The sequence below is a fragment of the Streptomyces sp. NPDC090088 genome (assembly GCF_044747345.1).
In the GTDB taxonomy this organism is placed as follows: domain Bacteria; phylum Actinomycetota; class Actinomycetes; order Streptomycetales; family Streptomycetaceae; genus Streptomyces.
Genome location: NZ_JBIVDZ010000008.1, coordinates 363393 through 386669, shown reverse-complemented (window position 1 = coordinate 386669; position 23277 = coordinate 363393). Strand labels below are relative to the sequence as shown.

At 73.0% G+C, this 23277-nt stretch carries 13 protein-coding genes; all 13 read left to right on the top strand.

Translation table 11 applies throughout. The features are described 5' to 3' along the window. Positions 1–106 precede the first annotated feature (106 nt). On the top strand, positions 107–11968 hold the full coding sequence (locus ACIPSJ_RS35690; protein WP_401352056.1) for an amino acid adenylation domain-containing protein: 11862 nt from the start codon (positions 107–109) through the stop codon (positions 11966–11968). Continuing rightward, positions 11965–12780 (top strand): ABC transporter permease, encoded by an 816-nt coding sequence (locus ACIPSJ_RS35685; RefSeq protein ID WP_359211044.1) that lies wholly within the window; start codon positions 11965–11967, stop codon positions 12778–12780. The genes ACIPSJ_RS35690 and ACIPSJ_RS35685 overlap by 4 nt, the downstream gene beginning before the upstream one ends. Before the next feature lie 18 nt (positions 12781–12798). Next, a complete protein-coding gene (locus ACIPSJ_RS35680; protein ID WP_401352053.1) occupies positions 12799–14049 on the top strand; it encodes a cytochrome P450 in 1251 nt (416 codons plus the stop codon). Then, positions 14046–15020, top strand: a complete 975-nt coding sequence (locus ACIPSJ_RS35675; protein WP_401352051.1) for a 3-oxoacyl-[acyl-carrier-protein] synthase III C-terminal domain-containing protein — start codon at positions 14046–14048, stop codon at positions 15018–15020. The genes ACIPSJ_RS35680 and ACIPSJ_RS35675 overlap by 4 nt, the downstream gene beginning before the upstream one ends. 46 nt (positions 15021–15066) lie before the next feature. Continuing rightward, the gene (locus ACIPSJ_RS35670; RefSeq protein WP_359211053.1) at positions 15067–16227 is read left to right on the top strand and encodes an acyl-CoA dehydrogenase family protein; all 1161 of its coding nucleotides are present in this window, start codon (positions 15067–15069) and stop codon (positions 16225–16227) included. A gap of 15 nt (positions 16228–16242) precedes the next feature. Next, a complete protein-coding gene (locus tag ACIPSJ_RS35665) occupies positions 16243–17466 on the top strand; it encodes a hypothetical protein (RefSeq protein WP_401352047.1) in 1224 nt (407 codons plus the stop codon). Next, on the top strand, positions 17463–18359 hold the full coding sequence (locus ACIPSJ_RS35660; RefSeq protein ID WP_401352045.1) for a 3-hydroxyacyl-CoA dehydrogenase family protein: 897 nt from the start codon (positions 17463–17465) through the stop codon (positions 18357–18359). The genes ACIPSJ_RS35665 and ACIPSJ_RS35660 overlap by 4 nt, the downstream gene beginning before the upstream one ends. Next, complete coding sequence (locus tag ACIPSJ_RS35655; protein WP_359211062.1) at positions 18359–18610, top strand: acyl carrier protein; 252 nt, start codon at positions 18359–18361, stop codon at positions 18608–18610. Before ACIPSJ_RS35660 ends, ACIPSJ_RS35655 begins: the two co-directional genes overlap by 1 nt. A 122-nt stretch (positions 18611–18732) precedes the next feature. Beyond that, positions 18733–18951 (top strand): MbtH family protein, encoded by a 219-nt coding sequence (locus ACIPSJ_RS35650; protein ID WP_401352042.1) that lies wholly within the window; start codon positions 18733–18735, stop codon positions 18949–18951. Positions 18952–18979: 28 nt separating this feature from the next. Beyond that, entirely contained in the window at positions 18980–19918 is a 939-nt protein-coding gene (locus tag ACIPSJ_RS35645; RefSeq protein WP_401352040.1) for an ATP-binding cassette domain-containing protein, read from the top strand. A gap of 59 nt (positions 19919–19977) precedes the next feature. Further along, positions 19978–20817, top strand: coding sequence for an ArsR/SmtB family transcription factor (locus ACIPSJ_RS35640; protein ID WP_401352038.1), 840 nt, complete (start codon positions 19978–19980; stop codon positions 20815–20817). 158 nt (positions 20818–20975) lie between these two features. After that, positions 20976–21716, top strand: coding sequence for an alpha/beta fold hydrolase (locus ACIPSJ_RS35635; protein WP_359211072.1), 741 nt, complete (start codon positions 20976–20978; stop codon positions 21714–21716). Positions 21717–21835: 119 nt separating this feature from the next. Further along, on the top strand, positions 21836–23254 hold the full coding sequence (locus ACIPSJ_RS35630; RefSeq protein ID WP_401352035.1) for a cation:proton antiporter: 1419 nt from the start codon (positions 21836–21838) through the stop codon (positions 23252–23254). Positions 23255–23277: the final 23 nt, after the last annotated feature.

Genomic DNA, 23277 nt, shown 5'->3' with positions numbered 1-23277 from the left:
GGGGCAGCTCTTCATGCAGGGCCCCGAGCCCTTGAGCGTCGAGCGCCGATCGCGCCGCGCCGGCCGGGACGGTCGCATGGACCTGAACCTTTCCGAGGGGATTGCAATGACGCGTGTGCCGACGGCCGGCCTGCCGCTCACCGCTGGCCAGAAGGACATCTGGTTCGACGAGAAGCTCACCGGCGGCGGTGCCACGTACAACACCGCGATCTACTGGGACATCAAGGGCCCGCTGGACCGGGAGCGGTTCACGGCGGCGCTGGCCCGGCTCGCCGAGGAGTCGGAGTGCCTGCGGGCCCGTTTCTTCGAGGTCGACGGCGAGCCCCGCCAGGTCGTCGAGGAACTCTCCGAACTGCCGCTGACCGTCACCGACGTCAGCGGCGCCGCCGACCCCGAGGCCGCCGCCAACGAGGCCATCCGGGCCGACCTGAAGGTGCCCTTCACGGTGGGCGGCGAGATCCCCCTGTTCCGGTTCAGCGTGTTCACGCTCGCCGCGGACCGCACGATCTTCTGCCTGCTCAACCACCACCTGGCGTCCGACGGCTTCAGCTACGTCATCTACTGGCAGCGGCTGTCCGCGATCTACGAGGCGATGACCGCGGGAACCTCGCTCGACGAGGGGCGCTTCGCCCCGCTGAGCACGCTGATCGAGGCGGAGGCCGCCTATGCCGGCTCCCCGCGCCAGGACCGCGACCGGGCCTACTGGCAGGACCACTTCGCCGACGCCCCCGAACCGGTGACCCTGGCCCGCCGGGACGCCGAACCGGCCCAGTCCTTCCTGCGCGAGGGGACCGTCCTCGCGGACGACCTGGCCGAACGGCTGCGGTCCGTCGCCTGGGACGCCCGGGTGACCTGGCAGACCGTGCTGGTCGCCGCGCTCGGTTCCTACACCCAGCGGATGACCGGGACGGACGACGTCATGCTGTCGCTGCCGGTCACCGCCCGGGTCGGCGGCACCCTGCAGAACATCCCCGGCATGGTCGTCAACTACCTGCCGCTGCGGCTGCGGACCGGGCCCCGAACGACCCGCGGCGAACTGCTCGCCGCCGCGCACCGGGAGATCACCGGCGCCCTCAGGCACCAGCGCCACCGCGTCAGCAAGGTACGCCGCGGCATGGGCCTGGCCAGCGACGACCGGCGCCCGTTCGGCCCGTTCCTCAACATGATGCCGCAGATCGAGAAGCTGACCATCGGCCCCTGCGAGGCCGTCCTGCAGAGCCCCTCGACCGGACTGGTGGACGACCTGGAGTTCACCGTCGCCGACAAGGGCGCGGCCGGTGTCGGCGTGGACCTCAGCGCCAACGAGAGCCGCTACGACCGCGACGAGGCCCGCGACCACCTCCAGCGGTTCATCGCCTGGCTCGACCGCTTCGTGACCGCCGGCGCCGACGACCGGCTCGGCGCCCTGGACCTGCTGGCGCCCGGCGAGCAGACCCGGCTCACGCGCGTACTCACCGGCCCCGAACGGCCCGAACCGTACCTCGGTGTCGTCGAGCGGGTACGCGCCCGGGCCGCCGAGCGCCCGGACGCCGTGGCCGTGACCGACGACGCGGGCAGCCTGACCTACGCCCGGCTGGCCGGCCGGGCGGGCGCGCTCTCCCGGCGGCTCACCGGATCCGGCCCGGTGTCCCTGCTGGTCGAGCCCGGACGGGACTTCGTCGTCGCCGAGCTGGGCGTCCTGGGCTCCGGCCGCGCCTTCCTGCCGCTCGACGCGCGATCGCCGCACGCCCGGCTGACCGCGCTGCTCGCCGACAGCTCGGCCACCTGCCTGGTGGCCGACACCGCCAACCGGGAGCTCGCGGAGCGACTGGTGGCGGAGGCCGGGCACGGGCTCCGCCTGCTGGTCCTGGACGGCGCCGAGGACGCGCCCGAGGACCTCCCGCCCGTCCTCGGCGGCCCCCAGGACCTGGCGTACGTCATCTTCACCTCCGGCTCCACGGGCAAGCCCAAGGGCGCGATGGTGCAGCGCGGCGGCATGATCAACCACCTGCTCGCCAAGGTCGAGGAACTCTCCCTGACCCGGTCCGACAGCCTGGTGCACAACGCCCCGGTGACCTTCGACATCACGGTGTGGCAGACCCTGACCACCCTGCTGGTCGGCGGGCGGATCCGGGTCGTGAGCCGGGAGACCGCGGCCGACCCGGACGCCCTGTTCGGCGTCATCGGCGACGAGGGCCTGACCACCCTGGAGGTGGTCCCCTCCCTGCTGCGCGCCACGCTCGACGCCTGGGACACCACCGGCAGCGCCCCCGAACTGCCCGGCCTGCGCTGGATGATCTCCAACGGAGAGGCGCTCGCCCCCGAGCTGTGCGACCGCTGGTTCGCCCGCTACCCGGCGATCCCGCTGGTCAACATGTACGGCCCGACCGAGTGCTCGGACGACGTGACGCACGCCTACGTCCGCCGCGGCGACCTCCTCGACGGCGCGTACGTCCCGATCGGCCGGCCGCTGCGCAACACCCGGCTGTACGTGCTGGGCGACGAACTGCGGCCGGTGCCGCAGGGGGTGCCCGGCGAACTCTTCATCGGCGGCGCCGGCGTGGGCCGCGGCTACCTCGCCGACCCGGGCCGCACGGCCACCACCTTCGTGCCCGACCCGTTCGCGGGCGAGGGCGCGCGCATGTACCGCACCGGCGACCGGGTGGTGCTGCGCGCCGACGGACAGCTGGACTTCATCGAGCGCCGCGACCACCAGGTCAAGATCCGCGGCCACCGGATCGAGCTGGGCGAGGTCGAGGCCGCGCTGCGCGCCCTGCCCGGCGTCTCGGACGCGGTGGTCACCGCGAACGCCGACCGGGCCGGGCAGAAACGGCTCGTCGGCTACTACGTGCCCGAGCAGTCCGCGGAGCACGGCGACCCGCGGCCCGCCCCGGGCGCCGACGAGGTCCGTGACGGCCTCGCCCGCGTGCTGCCCGGCTACATGGTGCCCGCGGCCCTCGTCGCCCTGGACCGGCTGCCGCTGACGGCGCACGGCAAGGTGGACCGCAAGGCCCTGCCCGCCCCCGAGTTCGCGGCACCGACCGCCGCCGTCGCCGCGCCCGCGGCCCCGCGCGGCCGCACGGAGCAGATCGTCGGCCAGGTGCTGGCCGAGGTGCTCGGACTGCCCTCGGTCGGCCCCGACGACAGCTTCTTCGCCCTCGGCGGCGACAGCATCAGCTCCATCCAGGTGGTCAGCCGGGCCCGCAGGGCAGGGCTGGTCATCACCTCCCGGGACGTCTTCCTGCACCGCACGCCGGCGGCCATCGCGGCGGCCGCGCGGCCCGTCGAGGACCGGGCCGCGACGGCGGCCCGGGACGGCATCGGCGAGATCGAGCCGACCCCGATCGTGGACCAGCTCCGCGAGGAACTCGCCGCGACTCCGGCCGCCGCACGGGAGTTCAGCCAGTACGTGACGGTCACCGTTCCGGCCGGAGCCGGCACCGAACGGCTCACGGCCGCCGTACAGGCGCTGCTGGACACCCACGACACGCTGCGGATGCGGCTGTCCGTCCCGGCCCCCGGGCTCTGGTCCCTGGAGACGCTCCCCGTCGGCGCCGTGTCCGCCGCGGACACCGTCACCCGGGTCGACGTCTCCGGCGCCGACGAGGATCCGCTGCCCGTGCAACTCGCCGCCGCGCGCGCCCGGTTGCGGCCCGAGGACGGGCTGATGGTGCAGGCCGTGCTCCTCGACCCGGGCCCGGACCGGCCGGGCCGCCTGCTGATCGTGATCCACCACCTGGCCGTGGACGGGGTCTCCTGGCGCATCCTGCTGCCCGACCTGGAGGCCGCGTGGAACCAGCTGGCACAGGGCCGCCCGGTGCGGCTCGACCCGGTCGCCACCTCCTACCGCAGCTGGGCCCAGGCCCTCTCGCAGGAGTCCCGCACCGCCCGGCGCGCGGCCGAACTCGCCTGGTGGACCGCGCAGTCGGGCCCCGACGAGCCACTGCTCGGCACCCGCGCCCCCGACCCGGTCCTGGACACCCGCGCGACCGCCGGCGAGGTCACGGTCGAACTGTCCGCCGAACAGACCGCCGAACTCCTCACCAGCGTCCCGGCGGCCTTCCACGCCGAAGTCGACGAGGTCCTGCTGACCGGCCTGGCGCTGGCGATCGCCGACCGGCGCCGACGGCACGGCGCCCCCGCCGCCCGGACGGTGGTGGAACTGGAGGGCCACGGCCGCGAACCGATCCCCGGCGAGCCCGACCTCTCCCGCACCGTCGGCTGGTTCACCAGCGTGTACCCGGTCGCCCTGGACCTCGGCGACCTCGACCACCACGAGATCGCGGACGCCGGCGAGAGCTGCGGCACGGCGCTCAAGCGCGTCAAGGAACAGCTGCGCGCGATCCCGGGGCACGGCCTCGGCCACGGCCTGCTGCGGCACGTCAACCCGCAGACCGCCCGCGTGCTCTCCCGGCAGACCGTGCCGCAGATCGGCTTCAACTACCTGGGCCGCTTCACCGCCGGCACGGGAGAGGCCTGGCGGATGGAGTCCGGGGCCTCCGGCCAGAGCGCCCACCCGGACACCCCGCTGCGCCACCCCGTCGAGCTCGTCGCGGTCACCGAGGACCGCCCCGGGGGACCGGTGCTCTCGGCGACCTGGACGTACGCCGGCGGGCTGCTCGCGGAAGAGGACGTCCGGGAACTCGCCGAGGGCTGGTTCCGCTCGCTGCGCCTGCTCGCCGCACACTCCCGGCGCCCGGGGGCGGGCGGTCGTACCCCGTCCGAGTTCCCGCTGGTCACCGTCGGCCAGGACGAGATCGAGGCCTACGAGCGCGAGGTCGAGGAACTGACGGACATCCTGCCGCTGTCGCCGCTGCAGCGCGGGCTGCTGTTCCAGGCGGAGTTCGACCGGCACGGGATGGACGCCTACACGCTCCAGGTCCTCATGGACATCCGGGGGCCGCTGGACAAGGCCGCGCTGCGCCGGGCGGTGTCGGCCCTGCTGGAGCGCAACGACGCCCTGCGGGCCTGCTTCCGCGACCGGGACGCCGGTGAGCCCGTGCAGCTGATCCCCGGAACCGTCGAGGTGCCCTGGTACGAGGTCGACCTGACCGGCGTCGCGGCGGACGGCCGGGAGGACGAGACGGTCCGGCTGACCGACGAGGAGTGGCTGCGCCGGTTCGACGTGGCCGAGGCCCCGCTGACCCGGTTCACCGTCTACACCCTGGGGCCGGACCGGTACCGGGTGGTGTGGACCGCCCACCACATCCTGGTGGACGGCTGGTCCCTGTCGGCCGTCCTCGCCCACGAACTGGTCACGCTCTGGTCCAACGGCGCGGACACCTCGGCACTGCCACCGGTCGCCCCGGTGCGCGGCTATCTGGAGTGGGCCGGCGCACAGGACAAGGAGGCCGCGCGGACGGCGTGGCGGCAGGAGCTGGCCGGAGTGGCCGAACCCACCCGGCTCGGCCCCGCGGACCGCGACCGGGTCGACTCGCTGCCCGGGACCTGGAGCGTGGAGCTGCCCGAGGACCTGACGCGGGCGCTGACCTCGTGGGCCCACGTCCGCGGCCTGACGATGAACACCGTCGCGCAGGGCGCCTGGGCGGTGGCCCTCGGCCGGCTGACCGGGCGCCGGGACGTCACCTTCGGCGCGGTCGTCTCCGGACGCCCCGCCGAACTGCCGGGCGTGGAACAGATGGTGGGCTCGTTCATGCACACCCTGCCCGTGCGGGTGTCCCTGGCCCCGCGGACCACGTTCGAGGAGATGCTGACCGACCTGCAGTCCCGGCAGCTCGCCCTCGAACCGCACCAGCACCTGGGCCTGGCCGAGGTGCAGCAACTCGCCGGAGTGGGCGAGCTCTTCGACACCGTGGTGAGCTTCCACAACTACCCGACCGGCGTGCTCGACCGCATCGGCGAGCACATCCCCGGACTGTCCATGCTCGACTGGCAGGCCCGGGTGATCGCCGAGTACCCGCTGGCGCTCGGCGTGTTCCCCGGTGACCGCCTGCGGCTGGAGGCCCAGTACCGCACCGACGTCTTCGACGCCCCGGGCGTCGGGGCGATCGTGGACCGCTTCGTGCACGTCCTCCGCGCGCTGGTCGCCGCGCCCGGCGCCCGGCTGGGCACCGTCGACGCACTGGGCGACGAGGAACGCAGCCTCCTGCTGGGCGACTGGGCCGGCCACCCGGCGCCGCTCGCGTCCCGCCCCGCGACCGAGGTCTTCGAGGAGCACGCCGCCCGCACGCCGCGGGCCGTCGCGGTCGTCGACGGCGACGACGAACTCACCTACGCGGAACTCGACGCCCGCGCCAACCGGCTGGCCCGACTGCTGATCGACCGCGGCGTCGGCCCCGAGGACCTGGTAGCGGTGGCCCTGCCGCGCTCGGCGACGATGGTGGTGGCCGCGCTCGCGGTCCTCAAGGCGGGCGCCGGCTATCTCCCGGTCGACTCCGCCTACCCCGCCGACCGCATCGGGTACATGCTCCAGGACGCCCGCCCGGTCGCCGTGCTCACCACGGAGGAGATCGCCGCCGGGCTCCCCGGCACCCCGGCGGCCGTCGTCACCGTCAGCACCGACGGAACCCCCGGCGACCTCGCCCGCCACGACGACCACGTCGTCGTCGACGCCGAGCGCCGCGAGCCGCTGGACGCCCGCCATCTCGCCTACGTCATCTACACCTCCGGCTCCACCGGGCGGCCCAAGGGCGTCGCCGTGACGCACCAGGGACTGCTGGCGATGGTCGCCAGCCTGGTCGAGCGCTTCGGGCTGGACAGCGACACCCGGGTGCTCCAGTTCGCCTCGTTCAGCTTCGACGCGTCGGTCTGGGAGATCATGCTGGCGCTGCTCAACGGCGGCACGCTGGTGATCGCCGACGAGGAGTGCCGCACCCCCGGCCGGCCCCTGGTCGACCTCATCGCCGAGGCCCGGGTCAACCTGGCCGGTCTGCCGCCGGTGGTGGTGGGCGGACTGCCCGAGGGCAGCACCCTGCCCGCCGATCTGCGCCTCGCGGTCGCCGGCGAGGCCGTGCCCGCCGAGGTCGTCGAACGCTGGGCGGACAGCGTACGGCTGTACAACGGGTACGGCCCCACCGAGGCCGTGGTCAGCTCGACGGTCGCCGGACCGCTGTCCGGCACGGGCCGGCCGCCCATCGGCCGCCCGACCTCCGCGCACCGGGTCTACGTCCTGGACCGCGACCTGGCACCGACCGCGGTCGGCGTGACCGGCGAACTGTATGTCTCCGGCGGACTCGCCCGCGGCTATCTGGGCCGGCCGGACCTCACCGCACAGCGGTTCGTCGCCGACCCGTACGGGCCGCCCGGCGCGCGGATGTACCGCACCGGCGACCTGGTGCGCCGGCTGGACGACGGCCAACTGGACTACGTGGGCCGGGCCGACGACCAGGTCCAGCTGCGCGGCTTCCGCATCGAACTCGGCGAGATCTCCTCGGTGCTGCTGGCCCAGGAGGGCGTGGCCCAGGCCGCGGTCACCGTGCGCGAGGACGAGAGCGGGGACCGGCGGCTGGTGGCGTACGTCGTCCTCACCGACGCGGACGCCGTCGCCGACGGGCTGCGCGAGCGGCTGGCCGGCGAGCTGCCCGACTACATGGTCCCCGCCGCGGTCGTGGCCCTGCCCCGGCTGCCGCTGACCCCCCAGGGCAAGCTCGACCGCAAGGCGCTGCCCGCGCCGAGCGCGCACACCGCGGCACAGGGACGCGAGCCCCGCAACCCCGTCGAGGACATCCTCTGCAGCCTGTACGCCGACGTGCTCGGGCTGGACCGGGTCACCATCGACGACGACTTCTTCGACATCGGGGGCCACTCGCTGCTGGCGACCCGGCTGGTCAGCCGGGCCCGTACGGCCCTGGGCGTGGAACTGCCCATCCGCGCGCTGTTCGAGGCGCGCACGGTGGCCGCCCTCGCCGGACAGCTGGACACCGCCGACACGGCCCGCCCCGCCCTGGCACCGGCCCCCGCGGACGCCGGCCGGCCGCTGTCCTTCGCCCAGCAGCGGCTCTGGTTCCTCAACCGCCGTGAAGGGCGCTCCACCGGCACGTACAACTCGCCGATGACCTTCCGGCTCACCGGGCGGCTGAACGCCGAGGCGCTGCGCGCCGCGCTGCGGGACGTCGCGGCCCGGCACGAGGTGCTGCGCACCGTGATCCCGGAGACCGACGGCATGCCGTCGCTGCGGGTCCTGGACGCCGACGACGGTGCTCCGGAGCTGAAGGTCCGGGCCCTGTCCGAGGACGCTCTGGCCGCCGCCCTCGCCGCCGAGTACGACCTCGGCTTCGACCTGACCTGCGAAACCCCCCTGCGGGTACGGCTGTTCAGCCTCGGCAGGACCGAGCACGTGCTGCTGCTGGTCTTCCACCACATCGCCTTCGACGGCTGGTCGATGGCACCGCTGCTGGCCGACCTGTCCGCCGCCTACCGGGCGCGGTGCGCCGGCGGGGCCCCCGACTGGGCGCCGCTCCCGGTGCAGTACACGGACTACGCGGTCTGGGAACGGCGACTGCTCGGCTCCGCGGACGACCCCGAAAGCCATCTCTCCCGGCAGCTGGCGTACTGGAAGCGGACCCTGGCCGGGCTGCCCGACGAACTGGCCCTGCCCGCCGACCTCCCGCGGCCGGCGGTGAGCGGCAACTCCGGCGGCGAGGTCATGTTCGCCCTCGACGCCGAGCTCTACGCCGCCCTGGTGGCCATCGCCCGGCAGGCCGGCGCCACCGAGTTCATGGTGCTCCAGGCCTCCTTCGCCGCCCTGCTCACCAAGCTCGGCGCCGGGACCGACATCCCGGTCGGCACCTCGGTGGCCGGCCGCACCGACGACGCGCTCGGCGACCTGGTCGGCTTCTTCGTCAACTCCCTGGTGCTGCGCACCGACACCGCGGGCGATCCGTCCTTCACCGAACTGCTGGCCCGGGTCCGGGAGACCGATCTGGCCGCGTACTCCCACCAGGACGTGCCCTTCGAGCAGATCGTGGACGCGCTCAACCCGCCGCGCTCGCTGGCCAGGCACCCGCTGTTCCAGGTCCTGCTGACGCTGCAGAACAACGAGGACGCACCGCTGGTGCTGCCCGGTCTGACGGTGCGCCCCACCTTCGTCGAGTCCGGCCGGATCAAGGTCGACCTCGCCCTGCAGCTGCTGGAGTGGCCCGAGGACGGCTCCATGCGGGGCCTGCTCGGCTACAGCTCCGACCTGTTCACCCGGGCCACCGCCGAGCGCCTCGTGGCCGGCTTCGTACGGCTGCTGCGCGCGGTGGCCGCCGACCCGCACGTCCGGCTGAGCCGGCTCGACGTGCTCGGCGAGGACGAACGCGCCCAGGTGCTCACCGGGTGGAACGACACCGCCCGGGAGGTGCCCGACACCACCCTGCCCGAGCTGCTCGCCGCGCAGACCGCACGCACCCCGGACGCCGTCGCGGTGCGGGCCGAGTCGGGCTCCCTCACCTACGCGGAGCTCGACGCCCGCTCCAACCAGCTGGCCCGGCACCTGATCGAGGCCGGCGCCGGCCCGGAGAAGGTGGTGGCGCTCGCCCTGCCCCGGTCGCCGGAGGCGGTCGTCGCGGTGCTCGGGGTCCTGAAGTCCGGCGCGGCCTACCTGCCCGTCGAGGCCGACGAACCCGTCGAGCGGATCAAGCGGCTGTTCGCCGGGGCCGCGCCGCTCCGAGTGGTCACCACCGGTGCCCTCGCCCGGCGGATGCTGGCCACCGGGACGACCCCGGTGGTGGTCGACGGGCCGGCGGTGAAGGCCGCGTCGACGGCGGCGGTCACCGACACCGACCGTCCGGACCCGCTGCGCCCGGCCCATCCCGCCTACGTCGTCCACACCGCCGGCGCGGGCGGCCGGCCCAGGGGCGTCGTCGTCGAACACCGCGCGGTGGTCAACTACCTGACGTGGGCCGGGGAGACCTACCACCGCGCCGGCGACGACGCGCTGCTGGCCACCCCGCTGTCCTTCGACGTCTCGGTCACGGGGCTGTTCCTGCCGCTGCTCACCGGCGGCACGGTGCGGCCGGCCGAGCTCGCCGAGGACGACGCCACGGCGCGCGGCGGAGCCGCGTTCCTCAAGGGCACCCCGAGCCACCTCGCGCTGCTGGGCGCGCTGCCCGCGAGCTGCTCGCCGAGCGGCGAACTGGTCCTCGCCGACGAGCCCGTGCGGGCCGAGCGGCTGGACGAGTGGCGCGCGGCCCACCCGCGGGTGCGGGTGGTGACCGAGTTCGGCCCGACGGAGGCCACGGTCGGCGCGCTCTCCCGGACCGTCGAGCCCGGCGCGGAGACCGGCACCGGCGTCCTGCCGCTGGGCCGGCCCATCGGCAACGTACGGGCGTACGTCCTGGACCCCTGGCTGGGACCGGTCGGTCCCGGAGTGCCCGGTGAGCTGTACCTAGCCGGCGACGGACTGGCCCGCGGCTACGCCGGCAGCCCCGCGGCGACCGCCGAACGCTTCGTGCCCTGCCCCTACGGCCCGCCCGGCGCCCGGATGTTCCGCACCGGCGACCTGGTGAAGTGGGACACGGACGGCGAGCTGAGGCATGTGGGCCGCTCGGACGACCAGGTGCGGGTGCGCGGCTTCCGGGTCGGACTCCGCGAGATCGAGGAGGTGCTGGCGGCGCAGCCGGCGGTGGACCGGGTCGCGGTGGTGGCCCGTGCGGACCGTCCGGGCGACGTCCGGCTGGTGGCGTACGTCGTGCCCGCCGACGGGGCCGTGGTGGACACCGCCGCCCTTGCCGGGGCCGCGGGTTCGGCGCTCGCCGCGTACATGGTGCCGTCCGCGTTCGTGGCGCTCGACGCCCTGCCGCTCACCGCGGACGGCCGGGTGGACCGGGCCGCGCTGCCCGCCCCGGAAGCCGCCCGGGACACGGCGGGGACCGCACCGCGCGACGCGACCGAGTCGGTGCTGCACGACATCGTCACCGAGGTGCTGGGGCTGGACCGGATCGGGGTCGAGCAGAGCGTCTTCGACGCGGGCATGGACAGCATGAAGTCGCTGCTGCTGGTCAGCGGCGCCCGCAAGGCCGGGCTCGACGTCACCGTCGCCGATGTGTTCGTGCACCAGAGCGTGGCCGAACTCGCCGAGGTCTGCCGGGGCGGTCCGGTCGAGGCCGCCACCGGGCCGGCGCACCGCAGCGGCGCGGAGCTGATGACGCAGGCGCTGGCCGCCCCGGCGGAGCCCGACATGGCCGATCCGTTCAGCGCGATGCTGTGCATCAGGCCGACCGGCGGCCTGCCGCCGGTGTTCTGCGTGCACAGCGGCGTCGGCTTCAGCCTGCCGTATCTGCCGCTCGCCCGGCACATCGGTGCCGAGCACCCGATCTACGGCATCCAGGCGCCCTGTGTGGTGGACTTCGCGCCGCTGCCCGGGTCGATCGAGGAGATCGCCGCCGACTACATCCGCATGATCAAGGAGGTCCGGCCCGAGGGCCCGTACCACCTGCTCGGCTGGTCCTTCGGCGGCATCATCGGCTACGAGATGGCCGTCCAGCTGCGGGCCGCCGGCGAGGAGGTCGGCGTCCTCTCCGTCCTCGACGCCTATCCGCGCACCGGGGTGCCGGACGACCGCGAGGAACAGTCGCTCTACGCCTGGCTGCTGGAGGGCATCGGACACCATCGCTCCGAGTTCGGCGACCGGGACCTGACCGTCCAGGACATCTTCGAGACCCTGCGCCGCGACGACAGCCCGCTGGCGCGGATGGGGGAGCGGCGGATGGCGGCGATGGTCGACCTGATGAGCCATCACCAGACCCTGAAGTCCCGCTACGCCCCTGGGAGTTACGAGGGGAAGATGCAGCTCTTCGTCTCCGAGTCGCCGCTCTCCGACGGTGAGCGCGCCGACAAGGTGGGGCTGTGGAAGCCGGTCTTCGACGGGCCGATGGACGTCCACCACCTGGCCTGCACCCACGACGAGATGATGAGCCACGGACCGCTCCAGGAGATCGGCCCGGCCGTCACCGCCGAACTGGCCCGCTGGCACGCCGAGCACGCCGAGCACGCCGAGAACGCCGAGAACGCCGAGAACGCCGAGAACGACGGGCGGCGGTCATGACGGCCGCCGCCACCCGGCCCGCTCCCCTGGCGGCGCTGGTCACCGAGATCTCCGCCGTGACCGGCCGCCGCCTGCGGCACCTGCGGCGGGCACCCGCCCGGGTGCTGGGCGTGGCGCTCAGCCCGCTGGTGAGCATGGTGATGCTCGGCTACCTGTTCCGGGACTCCATCACCCTGCCGGACGGAGGCACCTACGGGGAGTACGTCTTCGCCGGCGGAGCCGTCCAGGTGGCCCTCGCCTGCGTGGGGCCCACCGCCGTCTCCGTGGCGCTGGACCTGCACGGCGGCATGACCGACCGCTTCCGCTCGCTGCCGATCAGCCGCTCCGCGGTGCTCTTCGGACACACCCTCGCCGACCTCCTGGTGGGCCTGCTGGGGCTGGCCGTCGTCACCGGCGCCGGACTGCTGCTCGGCTGGCGCCCGCACACCGGGCCGTGGTCCGTGCTCGCCGGCTTCGCCCTGATCGGCGCCTTCATCTACGTGATGCTCTGGCTGGGCGTGCTGTTCGCGCTGACCCTGCGCAACGTGGAGACGATCAGCGTGATCACCCCCTTCGTGGTGATCGTGCTGCCCTTCCTGTCCACCGCGTTCCTGGCCGCGCGGAACATCCCGTCCCTGATCCGGCCGGTCGCGGAGTGGAATCCGGTGAGCGCCGTGATCGCCTGCTGCCGCCGGCTCTGGGGCAACCCCGCGAGCACCGGCGGCACCTTCCCCGCCGACCACCCCTGGGCGGTGGCCGCGGTGTCCCTGGGCCTGCTTCTCGCCCTCTGCTCACTGGTGAGCCTCCGCCGCTACCGCACCGCGGGCGCCTGACCCCTGGAGAGACAGCACATGACCACCCCACCCCGGCAGACCGTGGACGACCTGGCCACGGTGGACCTCACCGATCCGCAGACCTTCCTCGACGTGGACCTGCCGGACATGTGGCGCAGGTTCCGCACCGAGCAGCCCGTCTTCTGGCACCGGGCCACCGGACACGGCCCCGGATTCTGGGTGATCTCCACCTACGACGACGTCGTCACCCTCTACCGCGACAACAAGCAGTTCACCTCCGAGCGGGGCAACGTCCTGGCGACCCTGCTCCAGGGCGAGGACTCCGCCTCCCGCAAGATGCTCGCCGTCACCGACGGCGTGCGGCACCGCGAGATCCGCAATCTGATGCTCAAGTCCTTCTCGCCCCGGGTGCTGGAGCCCGTGGTCGAGGGCGTGCACCGGCGCACCCGGGCCCTCGTCGCCGAGGCACTCGCCCACGGTGAGCTGGACTTCGTCACCGACGTGGCCGACCACATCCCCATCAACACCATCGGCGACCTCATGGACGTCCCCCAGGAGGACCGTGAGCAACTCGTCGCCTGGAACACCCGCACGCTCTCCCGGCACAGCGCCGACGACAGCGAGATGGAGGAGTGGCTCGCCCGCAACGAGATCCTCATGTACTTCTCCGAGCTGGCCGCCAAGCGCCGGCGCCATCCCGGCGACGACGTGATCAGCGCCCTCGCCACGGCCACCGTCGACGGCGAACCGCTGACCGAGGACGAGATCGTCTTCAACTGCTACAGCCTGATCCTGGGCGGCGACGAGTCCAGCCGGATGTCCTCGGTGGGCGGTCTGATAGCCCTGGCCGAACACCCCGAGCAGTGGCACGCGCTGAAGTCCGGCGTGGTGAGTGTCGACAGCGCCACCGAGGAGGTGCTGCGCTGGACCACCCCCGCCATGCACTTCGGCCGCCGCGCCCTGGTGGACGTACCGCTGCGCGACCGGACCGTCCGGGCCGGTGACGTGGTCAGCCTGTGGAACAGCTCGGCCAACCTCGACGAGACGGTCTTCACCGACCCGGACGTCTTCGACCTGGCCCGCACCCCCAACAAGCACGTCGCCTTCGGCCACGGCCCGCACTTCTGCCTCGGCGCCTTCCTCGGTCGCGTCCATGTGAACGCGATGCTCGACGCGCTGCGCGCCCAGGTGGCCGGCATCAGCCTCCAGGGCCCGCCCGAACGGCTCTTCTCCAACTTCGTCAACGGCTACAGCGGCCTGCCGGTCTCCCTGACCGCCGAGCGGGCGGCCGAAGGGAGCGCCGTATGAACAGCGGTACGGACATCGGCATCGGCGCGATCCACTGCCTGCTGCCCGACAGCAGGGTGGCCGTCGAGGACCTCCCCGAGTTCGCGATGCTGGACACCGCGTCGGCGGACTTCGCCCGGGGCAGCGGAGTGCGGACCGTCGGGGTCTTCGACGAGACCGAGCAGGCGCCGCTCGCCGCGCGGGCCTGCCGGGAACTGTTCGAGGCTCATCCGGGGGACCCGGACGTCCTGTTGCTGGTGGCGCCGCGGGCACCGGACGTCCTGCTGGGCTCGGACGTCTGCCGGGTGCAGAGCGAGGCGAAGCTGAACACCGCGTACCCCCTCACCGTCGAGGGGCTGGGCTGCACCGGATCCAGCACCGCCTGGGCCCTCGCCAGGGACCTGCTGGTCGCGGACCCGCGCCGCGAGCAGATCGTCATCACCCACGCCAGCCGCCCCACCGGCGTCGACCGGATCCGGTTCCCCGTCACCGTCGTCGGCGACGGCGCGTTCGCCATGACCATGGTCCGCGGCGGGCGGCCGGTGCTGCGGGCCCACCGCGAGCAGGCGGACGGCAGCTTCCACGACCTGTTCCGCGTCGAGTACAAGGAGACCCCCTGGTACGAGTGGCGCGAGGTGTGCCAGGACCTGTCGCGCTACCGCTTCCAGCTCGCCACGCTCAGCTCGCGCCGGCTCGGCGCGATGGTGGACCAGGTGCTCGCGGACGCCGGCGCGGACCGGGACCGGGTCAAAGCCACGCTGATGCAGAACGTCACCGCCTCCGCCTACGACTTCTACACCTCGCTGCTCGGCCTGCCCATCCACCCCGTGTGCGGCCGGCACCTCGCCGAGTACGGCCATCTGGGCGCCGCCGACGTGGTGCTGAACATGGACGCCCTGCTGGCCGGCGGCGAGCTGGACCAGGGCGACCTGGTGCTCGTCCTCAACAACAGCCAGGTGGCCGCATGGGCGGTGACCCTGTGGGAGGTGTGAGCCGCCCACCGCTTCGGACCTCGCTCCCCGACCACGGAGAAGACTGATGGATTTCGCACCCACGCCACAGCAGCGGGCGCTGCGCGAGAAGGTCGTCCGGTTCGCCCGGGACAGCCTCGGCGCCCACGCGGCCGAGCACGACCGCGAGGCCACCTTCGACGAGAGCGGCTGGAAGGCCTGCGCCGACTTCGGCGTGCTGGGCTGGCCGATCAGGAAGGAGTACGGCGGCGGCGGTCTCGACCCGCTGACCGCGATCATGGCCTACGAGGCGCTCGGCGAAGGCTGCGTCGACAACGGCCTGGTCTTCGCGATCAACAACCACCTCTTCGCCTGCGCCGTCTACATCGCCGACCACGGCACCGAGGAGCAGCGCCGCCGCTGGCTGCCCTCGCTCTGCGACGGCTCGCTGGTCGGCGCGCACGCCCTGTCGGAGCCGGAGACCGGCTCCGACATGCTCTCCCTCACCACCACCGCCGTCCGTGACGGCGACGGCTATGTGCTGAACGGCACGAAGAAGTTCATCAGCAACGGCCCGCGCGCGGACCTGTTCATCGTGTTCGCCCGCACCGGCGGCGACGACGTCGCGCCCCAGCGCGCCCTGTCCGCCTTCGTCGTCCCGGCGGACACCCCCGGACTCACCGCCCGCGACATCCCCAAGGCGGGCCTGCGCTCCACCCTGATGGGCGAGATCACCTTCGACGGCTGCGTGGTCGGGGAGGACCAGCGGCTGGGCGCGGAGGGAGCCGGGTACCAGCTGTTCACCTCCACCATGGAGTGGGAGCGCGGCTTCATGTTCGCCAGCCAGGTCGGCGTGCTGAGCCGGCTCACGGACCGCTGTGCCGCGTACGCCGCCGGCCGCCGCCAGTTCGGCCGCCCCATCGGAGCGTTCCAGTCCGTCTCCCACCGGATCGCCGACATGCGGGTCCGTCTGGAGCTGGCCCGGCTGATGCTCTACAAGGTGGGCTGGCTGCGCTCCGAGGGCCGCCTCGCCATGCAGGAGGCGTCCATGCTGAAGCTCTACGTCAGCGAGAGCCTGAAGGCCACCGCGCTCGACGCCATGCAGATCCACGGCGCCCGCGGTTACACCGAGGAACTCGGTGTCGAGCGGGAGGTGCGGGACGTGCTCGCGGGCACGATCTACGGCGGCACCTCGGACATCCAGCGGTCCATCATCGCCGGCCTCATGGGCCTGCCGACGACGGCGTAAGGACGAGAGGCCGACATGCACTCCTACCGACTCACCCTCGACGAACCGGTCTCGGGGGCCCACCTCGACGAACTCAGCCGGCGCGTCTACTACATCTCGGAGGCCATCACCGGCTTCCGGCTCGTGCCCGGCGACGGCGACGGCGACGCGGTCGCCGAGATCGAGGTGACCACCGGGCATCCGGTCGACGCGGAGGCCCTGGGCAAGAAGCTCCGGCACGTCGTCGACACCGAGGTACGCCCCCAACTGCCCACCCCGCCCAAGGTGCTGTGGCGCTCCACCACGGACCGCACCCCGGCCGGCGACACCTTCGAGCGGCTGCTGGCCGAGGGCGTGGTGCACGAGATCGGGCCCGGGCAGGTGGCGCTCGGCGCCCCGGCACTGGCCGCGCTCGACGCGCTCGACGGACTCCTGCGGGACATCATCCGCGAGGAGTTCGGGGCCCGGGAGTACCGCTACCCGACGCTGCTGCCGGTCACCGCGCTGCACCGCAGCGGATACCTGTCCTCCTTCCCGCAGCACATGATGTTCGCCGCCCGGCTCGACGGGGACGTCGACACCTACCGGGCCTTCGCCGAGGAGGTCGGGGCGCGGGACACCATCGGGGACCGGGTGCTGCACCGCTGCGCCCCGGTGGACAGGTGCCTGCCGCCCACGATGTGCTACCACACCTTCGACCAGTTCGCCGGGGACACCCTTCCCGACGAGAACACGGTGGTGACCGCCAAGGGCGGCTCCTTCCGGCACGAGTCCCGCTACCACCGGACCCTGGAGCGGCTGTCCGACTTCACCATCCGCGAGACGGTCTTCCTCGGCACGGCCGGGTTCGTCCGCGAGGCCCGCGACCGGTTCCGCCGGCGCGCCGTCGAACTGGTCGAACAGCTCGACCTGGCCGGCCGCGTCGAGGTGGCGAGCGACCCCTTCTTCGCCGGGGCGGCGACCGCGGCCCAGGTCTCCTCGCAGCGTCTGCTGGAACTCAAACACGAACTCCATCTGGACGTCGGCGCCGGGGACAGCATCTCGATCGGCTCCTTCAACCTGCATGAGAAGCACTTCGGCGACGCCTTCGGCATCAAGGGACCCGACGGCGCCACGGTGTACTCCGCCTGCGTCGGTTTCGGCCTGGAGCGGTTCACCTACGCCGTGCTCTGCCAGTACGGATGGGATGTCGCCGACTGGCCGGCCCCGCTTGCCGAGCGGTGCCGCACCACACCTCGACCGGGCAAGGGAAAGCGATGACTGATACCAGCCAGATCCGGCGCGTGGCCGTCCTGGGCGCCGGCACGATGGGCGTCGGCGGTGCCCACGCCTTCGCCGCGGCGGGCCTCTCGGTGGTCCTCGTGGACACCACGGACGCCGCCCTGGCCCGGGCCCGCGGCCTGATCGGGGAGAACGCCCGGCTGTACGCGTTGCTCGACCGCGAGCTGGCCAGGAGCACCCCCGAGGAGGTGCTCTCCCGGATCGAGTTCCGCACCGATCTGGACGGGCTCGCGGACGCCGACTTCGTCGTGGAGAACGTGACGGAGAACTGGGACATCAAGGAGCGGCTGTACCGCGAGATGGACGCGGTCGCGCCGGAGCACTGCGTGTTCGGCGTGAACACCTCGGCCATCCCCATCACCCGGATGGCCTCGGTCACCGGCCGCGCGGACCGGGTCGTCGGCACCCACCTGATGAACCCCGTGCCGCTGAAGAAGCTCGTCGAGGTGATCCGCGGCTTCCACACCTCGCCGGAGACGATCGAGCTCACCCGCGGGCTGTTCCGCGCCGTCGGCCAGGACATCGTGGTGGTCGAGGACTCCTCGGGCTTCGTCACGAACCGCGTCGCCATGCTCAGCGTCAACGAGGCGATCCTCCTGCTGCAGGACAACGTGGCGCAGGCCGGCGACATCGACCGGCTCTTCCGGCAGTGCCTCGGCCACCAGATGGGTCCGCTGGAGACCGCGGACCTGATCGGCCTGGACACCGTCATGTACTCGCTGGAGGTCCTGCTGGACAACTTCAACGACCCCAAGTTCGCTCCGGCACCGCTGCTGCGCAAGCTCGTCGCCGCGGGCCGCCTGGGCCGCAAGAGCGGTCACGGTTTCTATTCGTACGAGCCGGTCACCACCGGAAAGAAGGCAAGGGCCTGATGACAGACGACATCGCCAAGACCGTGCGCAGCTTCATCGGCGAGCACGTCCGGGACACCGAGCTCGGGGACGACCACGACATCTTCGCCACGGGCAGCGTCAGTTCACTGTTCGCCGTGCAGCTGGTGATGTGGGTCGAGCGGACCTTCGGCATCGCGGTGCACCCCGCCGACCTCGACATCGAGAACTTCCGCACGGTGAACCACGTCGTGCGTTTCGTGGCCGCCCGCCAAGCGGCAACTCCCGCCTGACGCGCGGTTTCAGGTGGCGGTCAGTGCCGTGTCAGCGGGCCTCGACACGATGTTCGTATCGGGGCCCGCCACGGCCCTGTTCCCCGAAGTTTCCCGAATTCCTCAGATTGGGAGAGCGCGAAGTGACGAACCCCTTCGACGACCAGGACGGCACGTTCCTCGTACTCGTCAACGACGAGGGCCAGTTCAGCCTGTGGCCCGCCTTCGCCACGGTGCCCGACGGGTGGACGGTGTCGCTGGGGGAGGGCACCCGAGCGGCCGCCCTGGCCCATGTGGAGGAGCACTGGACCGACCTGCGGCCCAGAAGCGTCCGCGAGCCCGCTGCGGGTCTCGGCGCCTGAGCCGGCGTCGCGGACACCGCCGAGACCCGTGAAGACCGCGATCCGGGCCGAAGGCCTGCGCAAGCGATTCAAGAGCCATCAGGCACTCGACGGCGTCGACCTCGACGTCGTGGAGGGCTCCGTCCTCGGCCTCCTCGGCCCCAACGGAGCGGGCAAGACGACCACCGTCCGGGTCCTCGGCACCCTGCTCGAACCGGACGGCGGCCATGCCGAGGTGGCCGGCTTCGATGTCGTCCGCCGCCCCGCGGAGGTCCGCCGCCGGATCGGCCTGGCCGGCCAGTACGCGGCCGTGGACGGGCTGCTCACCGGCCGCGAGAACCTCACCCTCATCGGCGTGCTGCTGCACCTCGGCCGGCGCGGCGCCCGGCACCGGGCCGGGCAGCTGCTGGAGCAGTTCGACCTGACCGGCGCCGCCGACCGGCCCGTCCAGACCTACTCCGGCGGCATGCGGCGCCGGCTCGACCTCGCGGCCTGTCTGGTCGCGTCGCCCTCGGTGCTCTTCCTCGACGAGCCGACCACCGGCCTCGACCCGGTGAGCCGCATGTCGCTGTGGACCGCCGTGCGCGATCTGGTGACCGACGGCATGACGGTCCTGCTGACCACCCAGTACCTGGAAGAGGCGGACTTCCTCGCGGACCGTGTCGCCGTCGTCGACAGCGGACGTGTCGTCGCCGAGGGCACCCCGGACGAGCTGAAGCGATCCGTCGGACCGGATCGGCTGGAGATCCGGGTGGCGGGCCACGGCGCCGTCGCCGACGCCCTGGCGGCCCTGCGGACCAGCGCGTTCGACGACGCGGTGGTGGGCCGGGACGAGGGTGTCATCTCCCTCCCGCTCGATGCCGGCCTGGGCGGGATCGCCGCCGCCGCGACGGCACTGGAGAAGGCCGGAGTGACCGTCCTGGATTTCGCCGTGCGTCGCCCCACACTCGACGACGCGTTCGTCCGGCTCACCGGACAGTCGCACTGATTCGGTCGCACACGACCGCACACCTGGCTGAATGTCGTGCACAACACGGGGGTATTGCCTTGCAGCGGATTCATTTCACGACAGCCGACCTGGCGCGGACACGACTGCAGTCCACCGCCGGACCGGAAACGGAGTCGAGACTGGCCCGGGAGCTGTTCACGCGGGGCGTCGGCACCATCTACGCGCGATGGCAACGCCAGGTCTACGCGAGGCTCCGCGCCAAATCGGGCACCGAGCCGGCGTCCGCGCTGACCCCGGGCGATTTCTGGCGGGCCGCGGTGGCCCCCTACTGGAGCCGGCTGCTGGCCCACTACGAGGCGGAGTGCGACGCCCGCGGGCGGATGGTCATGGCCGGCGGTGTCGAACAGCTGCTCGCCGGACTGGGACGGCGGGCGCTCTGGAACGGCCAGGTACTGGAACTGCCCGACGGCCCTGACAACGATGTACGCCTCGACGGGAAGGGCCTGGTGCTCAGCCCGTCCGTGTTCCTCGCCCACCGCCCCGCCCGGCTCTACGGCGCCGACGAGCAGCGCGGCCAGGCCGTCCTGGTCTTCTCCGCGCCGCCGACCGCCGAGCAGTCCGCCCTGCTGTGGGACGACACCAGCCTCCCGTCCCAGGCACTGGCCGCCCTGGTCGGCCAGACCAGGGCGGCGGCCCTGCGCGAGCTGCGCGCCTCCCGCACCACCAGCCAGCTCGCCGACCGGCTCGGCGTCTCGGCGCCCTGCGCCAGCCAGCACGCCTCCGTGCTGCGCGAGTCCGGGCTGATCACCACCCGGCGGGTGCGCAACACCGTGCTGCACTCGGTGACCCCGCTCGGGCTGGCCCTGCTGGACGGCATGACCGTCCCCTGGGGCCACCCGCACGGCCGCAGGCCCGTGCCGTCCTCGGCCGGGGTCTGATGCGCCGGCCGGCCGCCCGTCCCGGGACCGCGTCGCCATGTGCTGCCGGGACAGACAGGGCGAGTTGTCAGCCGGTTGTCAGTGGCCGGTTGGTCTAATGGGGCCGGATCGGCGGCGGCGCGGAACGCGGCCCGCGGGCGGCGAGCAGGAGGCTCCTGATGTCCTGGACGGAATGCATCGAACCCCGGCCGTTCGCCGCGACACGGCTGATCTGCTTCCCGTACGCGGGCGGGTCGTCGTACTTCTTCCGGGACTGGCGCAAGGGGCTGCCCGAGTTCGAGGTGCACGCGGTCTGCTACCCGGGCCGGGCCGACCGGTTCGGGGAACCGGCCGCCACCGACCTGGTGGCGATGGCGGGCGAGATCGCCGAGGCCGTCAGGCCGCTGACGGACCGGCCCACCGTGCTCTTCGGGCACAGCATGGGCGCGGTGGTGGCGTACGAGACGGCCAGGGCACTGGAGGCCGCGGGGTCCCGGCCGGCGCACCTGTTCGTGTCGGGTGCCCGCGCCGGCCATCTGGTACGGCGGGACGCCCGGGCGGCCGGGAAGAACGAGGAGACCGTCATCGCCGCGCTCCAGGAACTGGGCGGCACCGACACCGAGCTGCTGGACCACCCGATGTTCCGTGAGCTGATCCTGCCGTACGTCCAGGCCGACTTCCGGATGCTGGGCGGCTACGAACACCGCGCGGGCGCGCTGCTCGACTGTCCTGTCACGGCGGTGGCGGGAATGAGCGACCCCCGGGTGACGGCGGAACAGGCGGCGCAGTGGGCGCAGGTGACCGAGGGGCCGTTCCGGCAGTTGATGGTGCCGGGCGGGCACTTCTACCTCGCGGACTCGCCGCCCTACGAGCTGGTGCGGGAGGTGTGCGCCGAGCGGGGTGAGACACCGAGCCGGTAGACCGGTTCGGCAGCCGGACGGCGGGTGCCGGTCATCCGGCCGGCACCGACGCGACGAAGCGCGACCACTGGGGGACACAGGTGCGGGTCAGGAACGGGCAACGGGCTGCCATGATCGCGATGATCGTGCTGCCACTGGCGGTGATCGTGTGGGCCGCGGTCGCGGTCGCCGCGTCGAAGTCGTCGGCCGGGGTGGCGGTGCACGAGGCGACCCGGCTGGACAGGAGCGGTCATTTCTTCCTCGCGGTCGCGGCCATCCTGCTCGCCGTCCTCGCGGGCGGATGGCTGGCCGACCGGCTGGCGCAGCCACGGGTGATCGGCGAGATCTGCGCGGGGCTGGCCATGGGGCCGACCTTGCTGGGACGGTTCGCACCCGACGCCAAGGACTGGCTGTTCCCGGCGGACAACCTGCCGATGCTCGACGGGCTGGCCCAGATCGGCCTGGTCTTCTTCATGTTCGGGGTGGGCCGGGAACTGAACGGCATGACGTTGCGGGGTGTCGGACCGCAGGTGCTGATGGTGAGTCAGGCCTCGCTGCTGATCCCGTTCGCGGCCGGCACCGCGGCGGCCGTGCCCCTGGTCGAGGACTTCGCGGGACCGGCGGGCCATCCGATGGCCTTCGTCCTGTTCGTGGGGTGCGCGCTGAGCGTCACCGCGCTGCCCGTGCTGGCCCGCATCCTCACCGATCTGCGGCTCACCCGCACACATCAGGGGCAGCTGAGTCTGTTCGCCTCCGCGTTCGGGGACGGCGTGGTGTGGCTGGTGCTCACCGCGATCCTGGCGGTCGTGCACGGCAGCAGCCCCATGGGAGTGCTCTGGAACGGCCTGTTCGCCGCCGCCCTGACCCTCGTCTTCCTCGGCCCGCTGCGCCGGGGGCTGGCGCACTGGGCCCGGTCCCGGCAGGCGGCCGGCGAGGGCGCCGAGGGCGCCGAGGGCGACGCCACGCTGATGCTCCTGCTGGCGGGCGGTATCGCCGCGACGGCCACCCTCACCTCGGTCGTCGGCGTGCACCAGCTGATCGGGGCCCTGCTGGCCGGACTGGCCTGGCCCGCCGGCAACGCCCGTATGACGCGGGTGGCGGACCGGCTGTCGAGCATGTCCAAGACCGTGCTGCTGCCGTTCTTCTTCTTCGGATTCGGTCTCACCATCGATCTCGGATCGCTGCGCTTCGACCGTTCCTCCGTGCTGGCCATGGCCACCCTGCTGTTCCTGGCCGTCGTCACCAAGGTGTGCGGCCCCGCGCTGAGCGCCGTCCTCACCGGTATGCGCCCACGGCCGGCCCTCACCCTCGGAGTGCTGCTCAACGCCCGCGGCCTGACCGAACTCGTCATCCTGCAGATCGGCTACCAGGCGGGCGTCATCGACCAGCGCCTGCTCAGCATCCTCACCCTTGTCGCGCTGGTCACGACGATCCTGACGAGGCCGCTGCTCCGGCTGATCGGTCCGGACGGCGTCGAGCCCGCACCCGCGCCGCACCGGCCCGAGCCGGACGAGGTGTCCGCGAAGGGGGCGCCCGAGCGCTCCACACCGTCCCGCTAGCGGACCGGCCGCAGGCGGCTCAC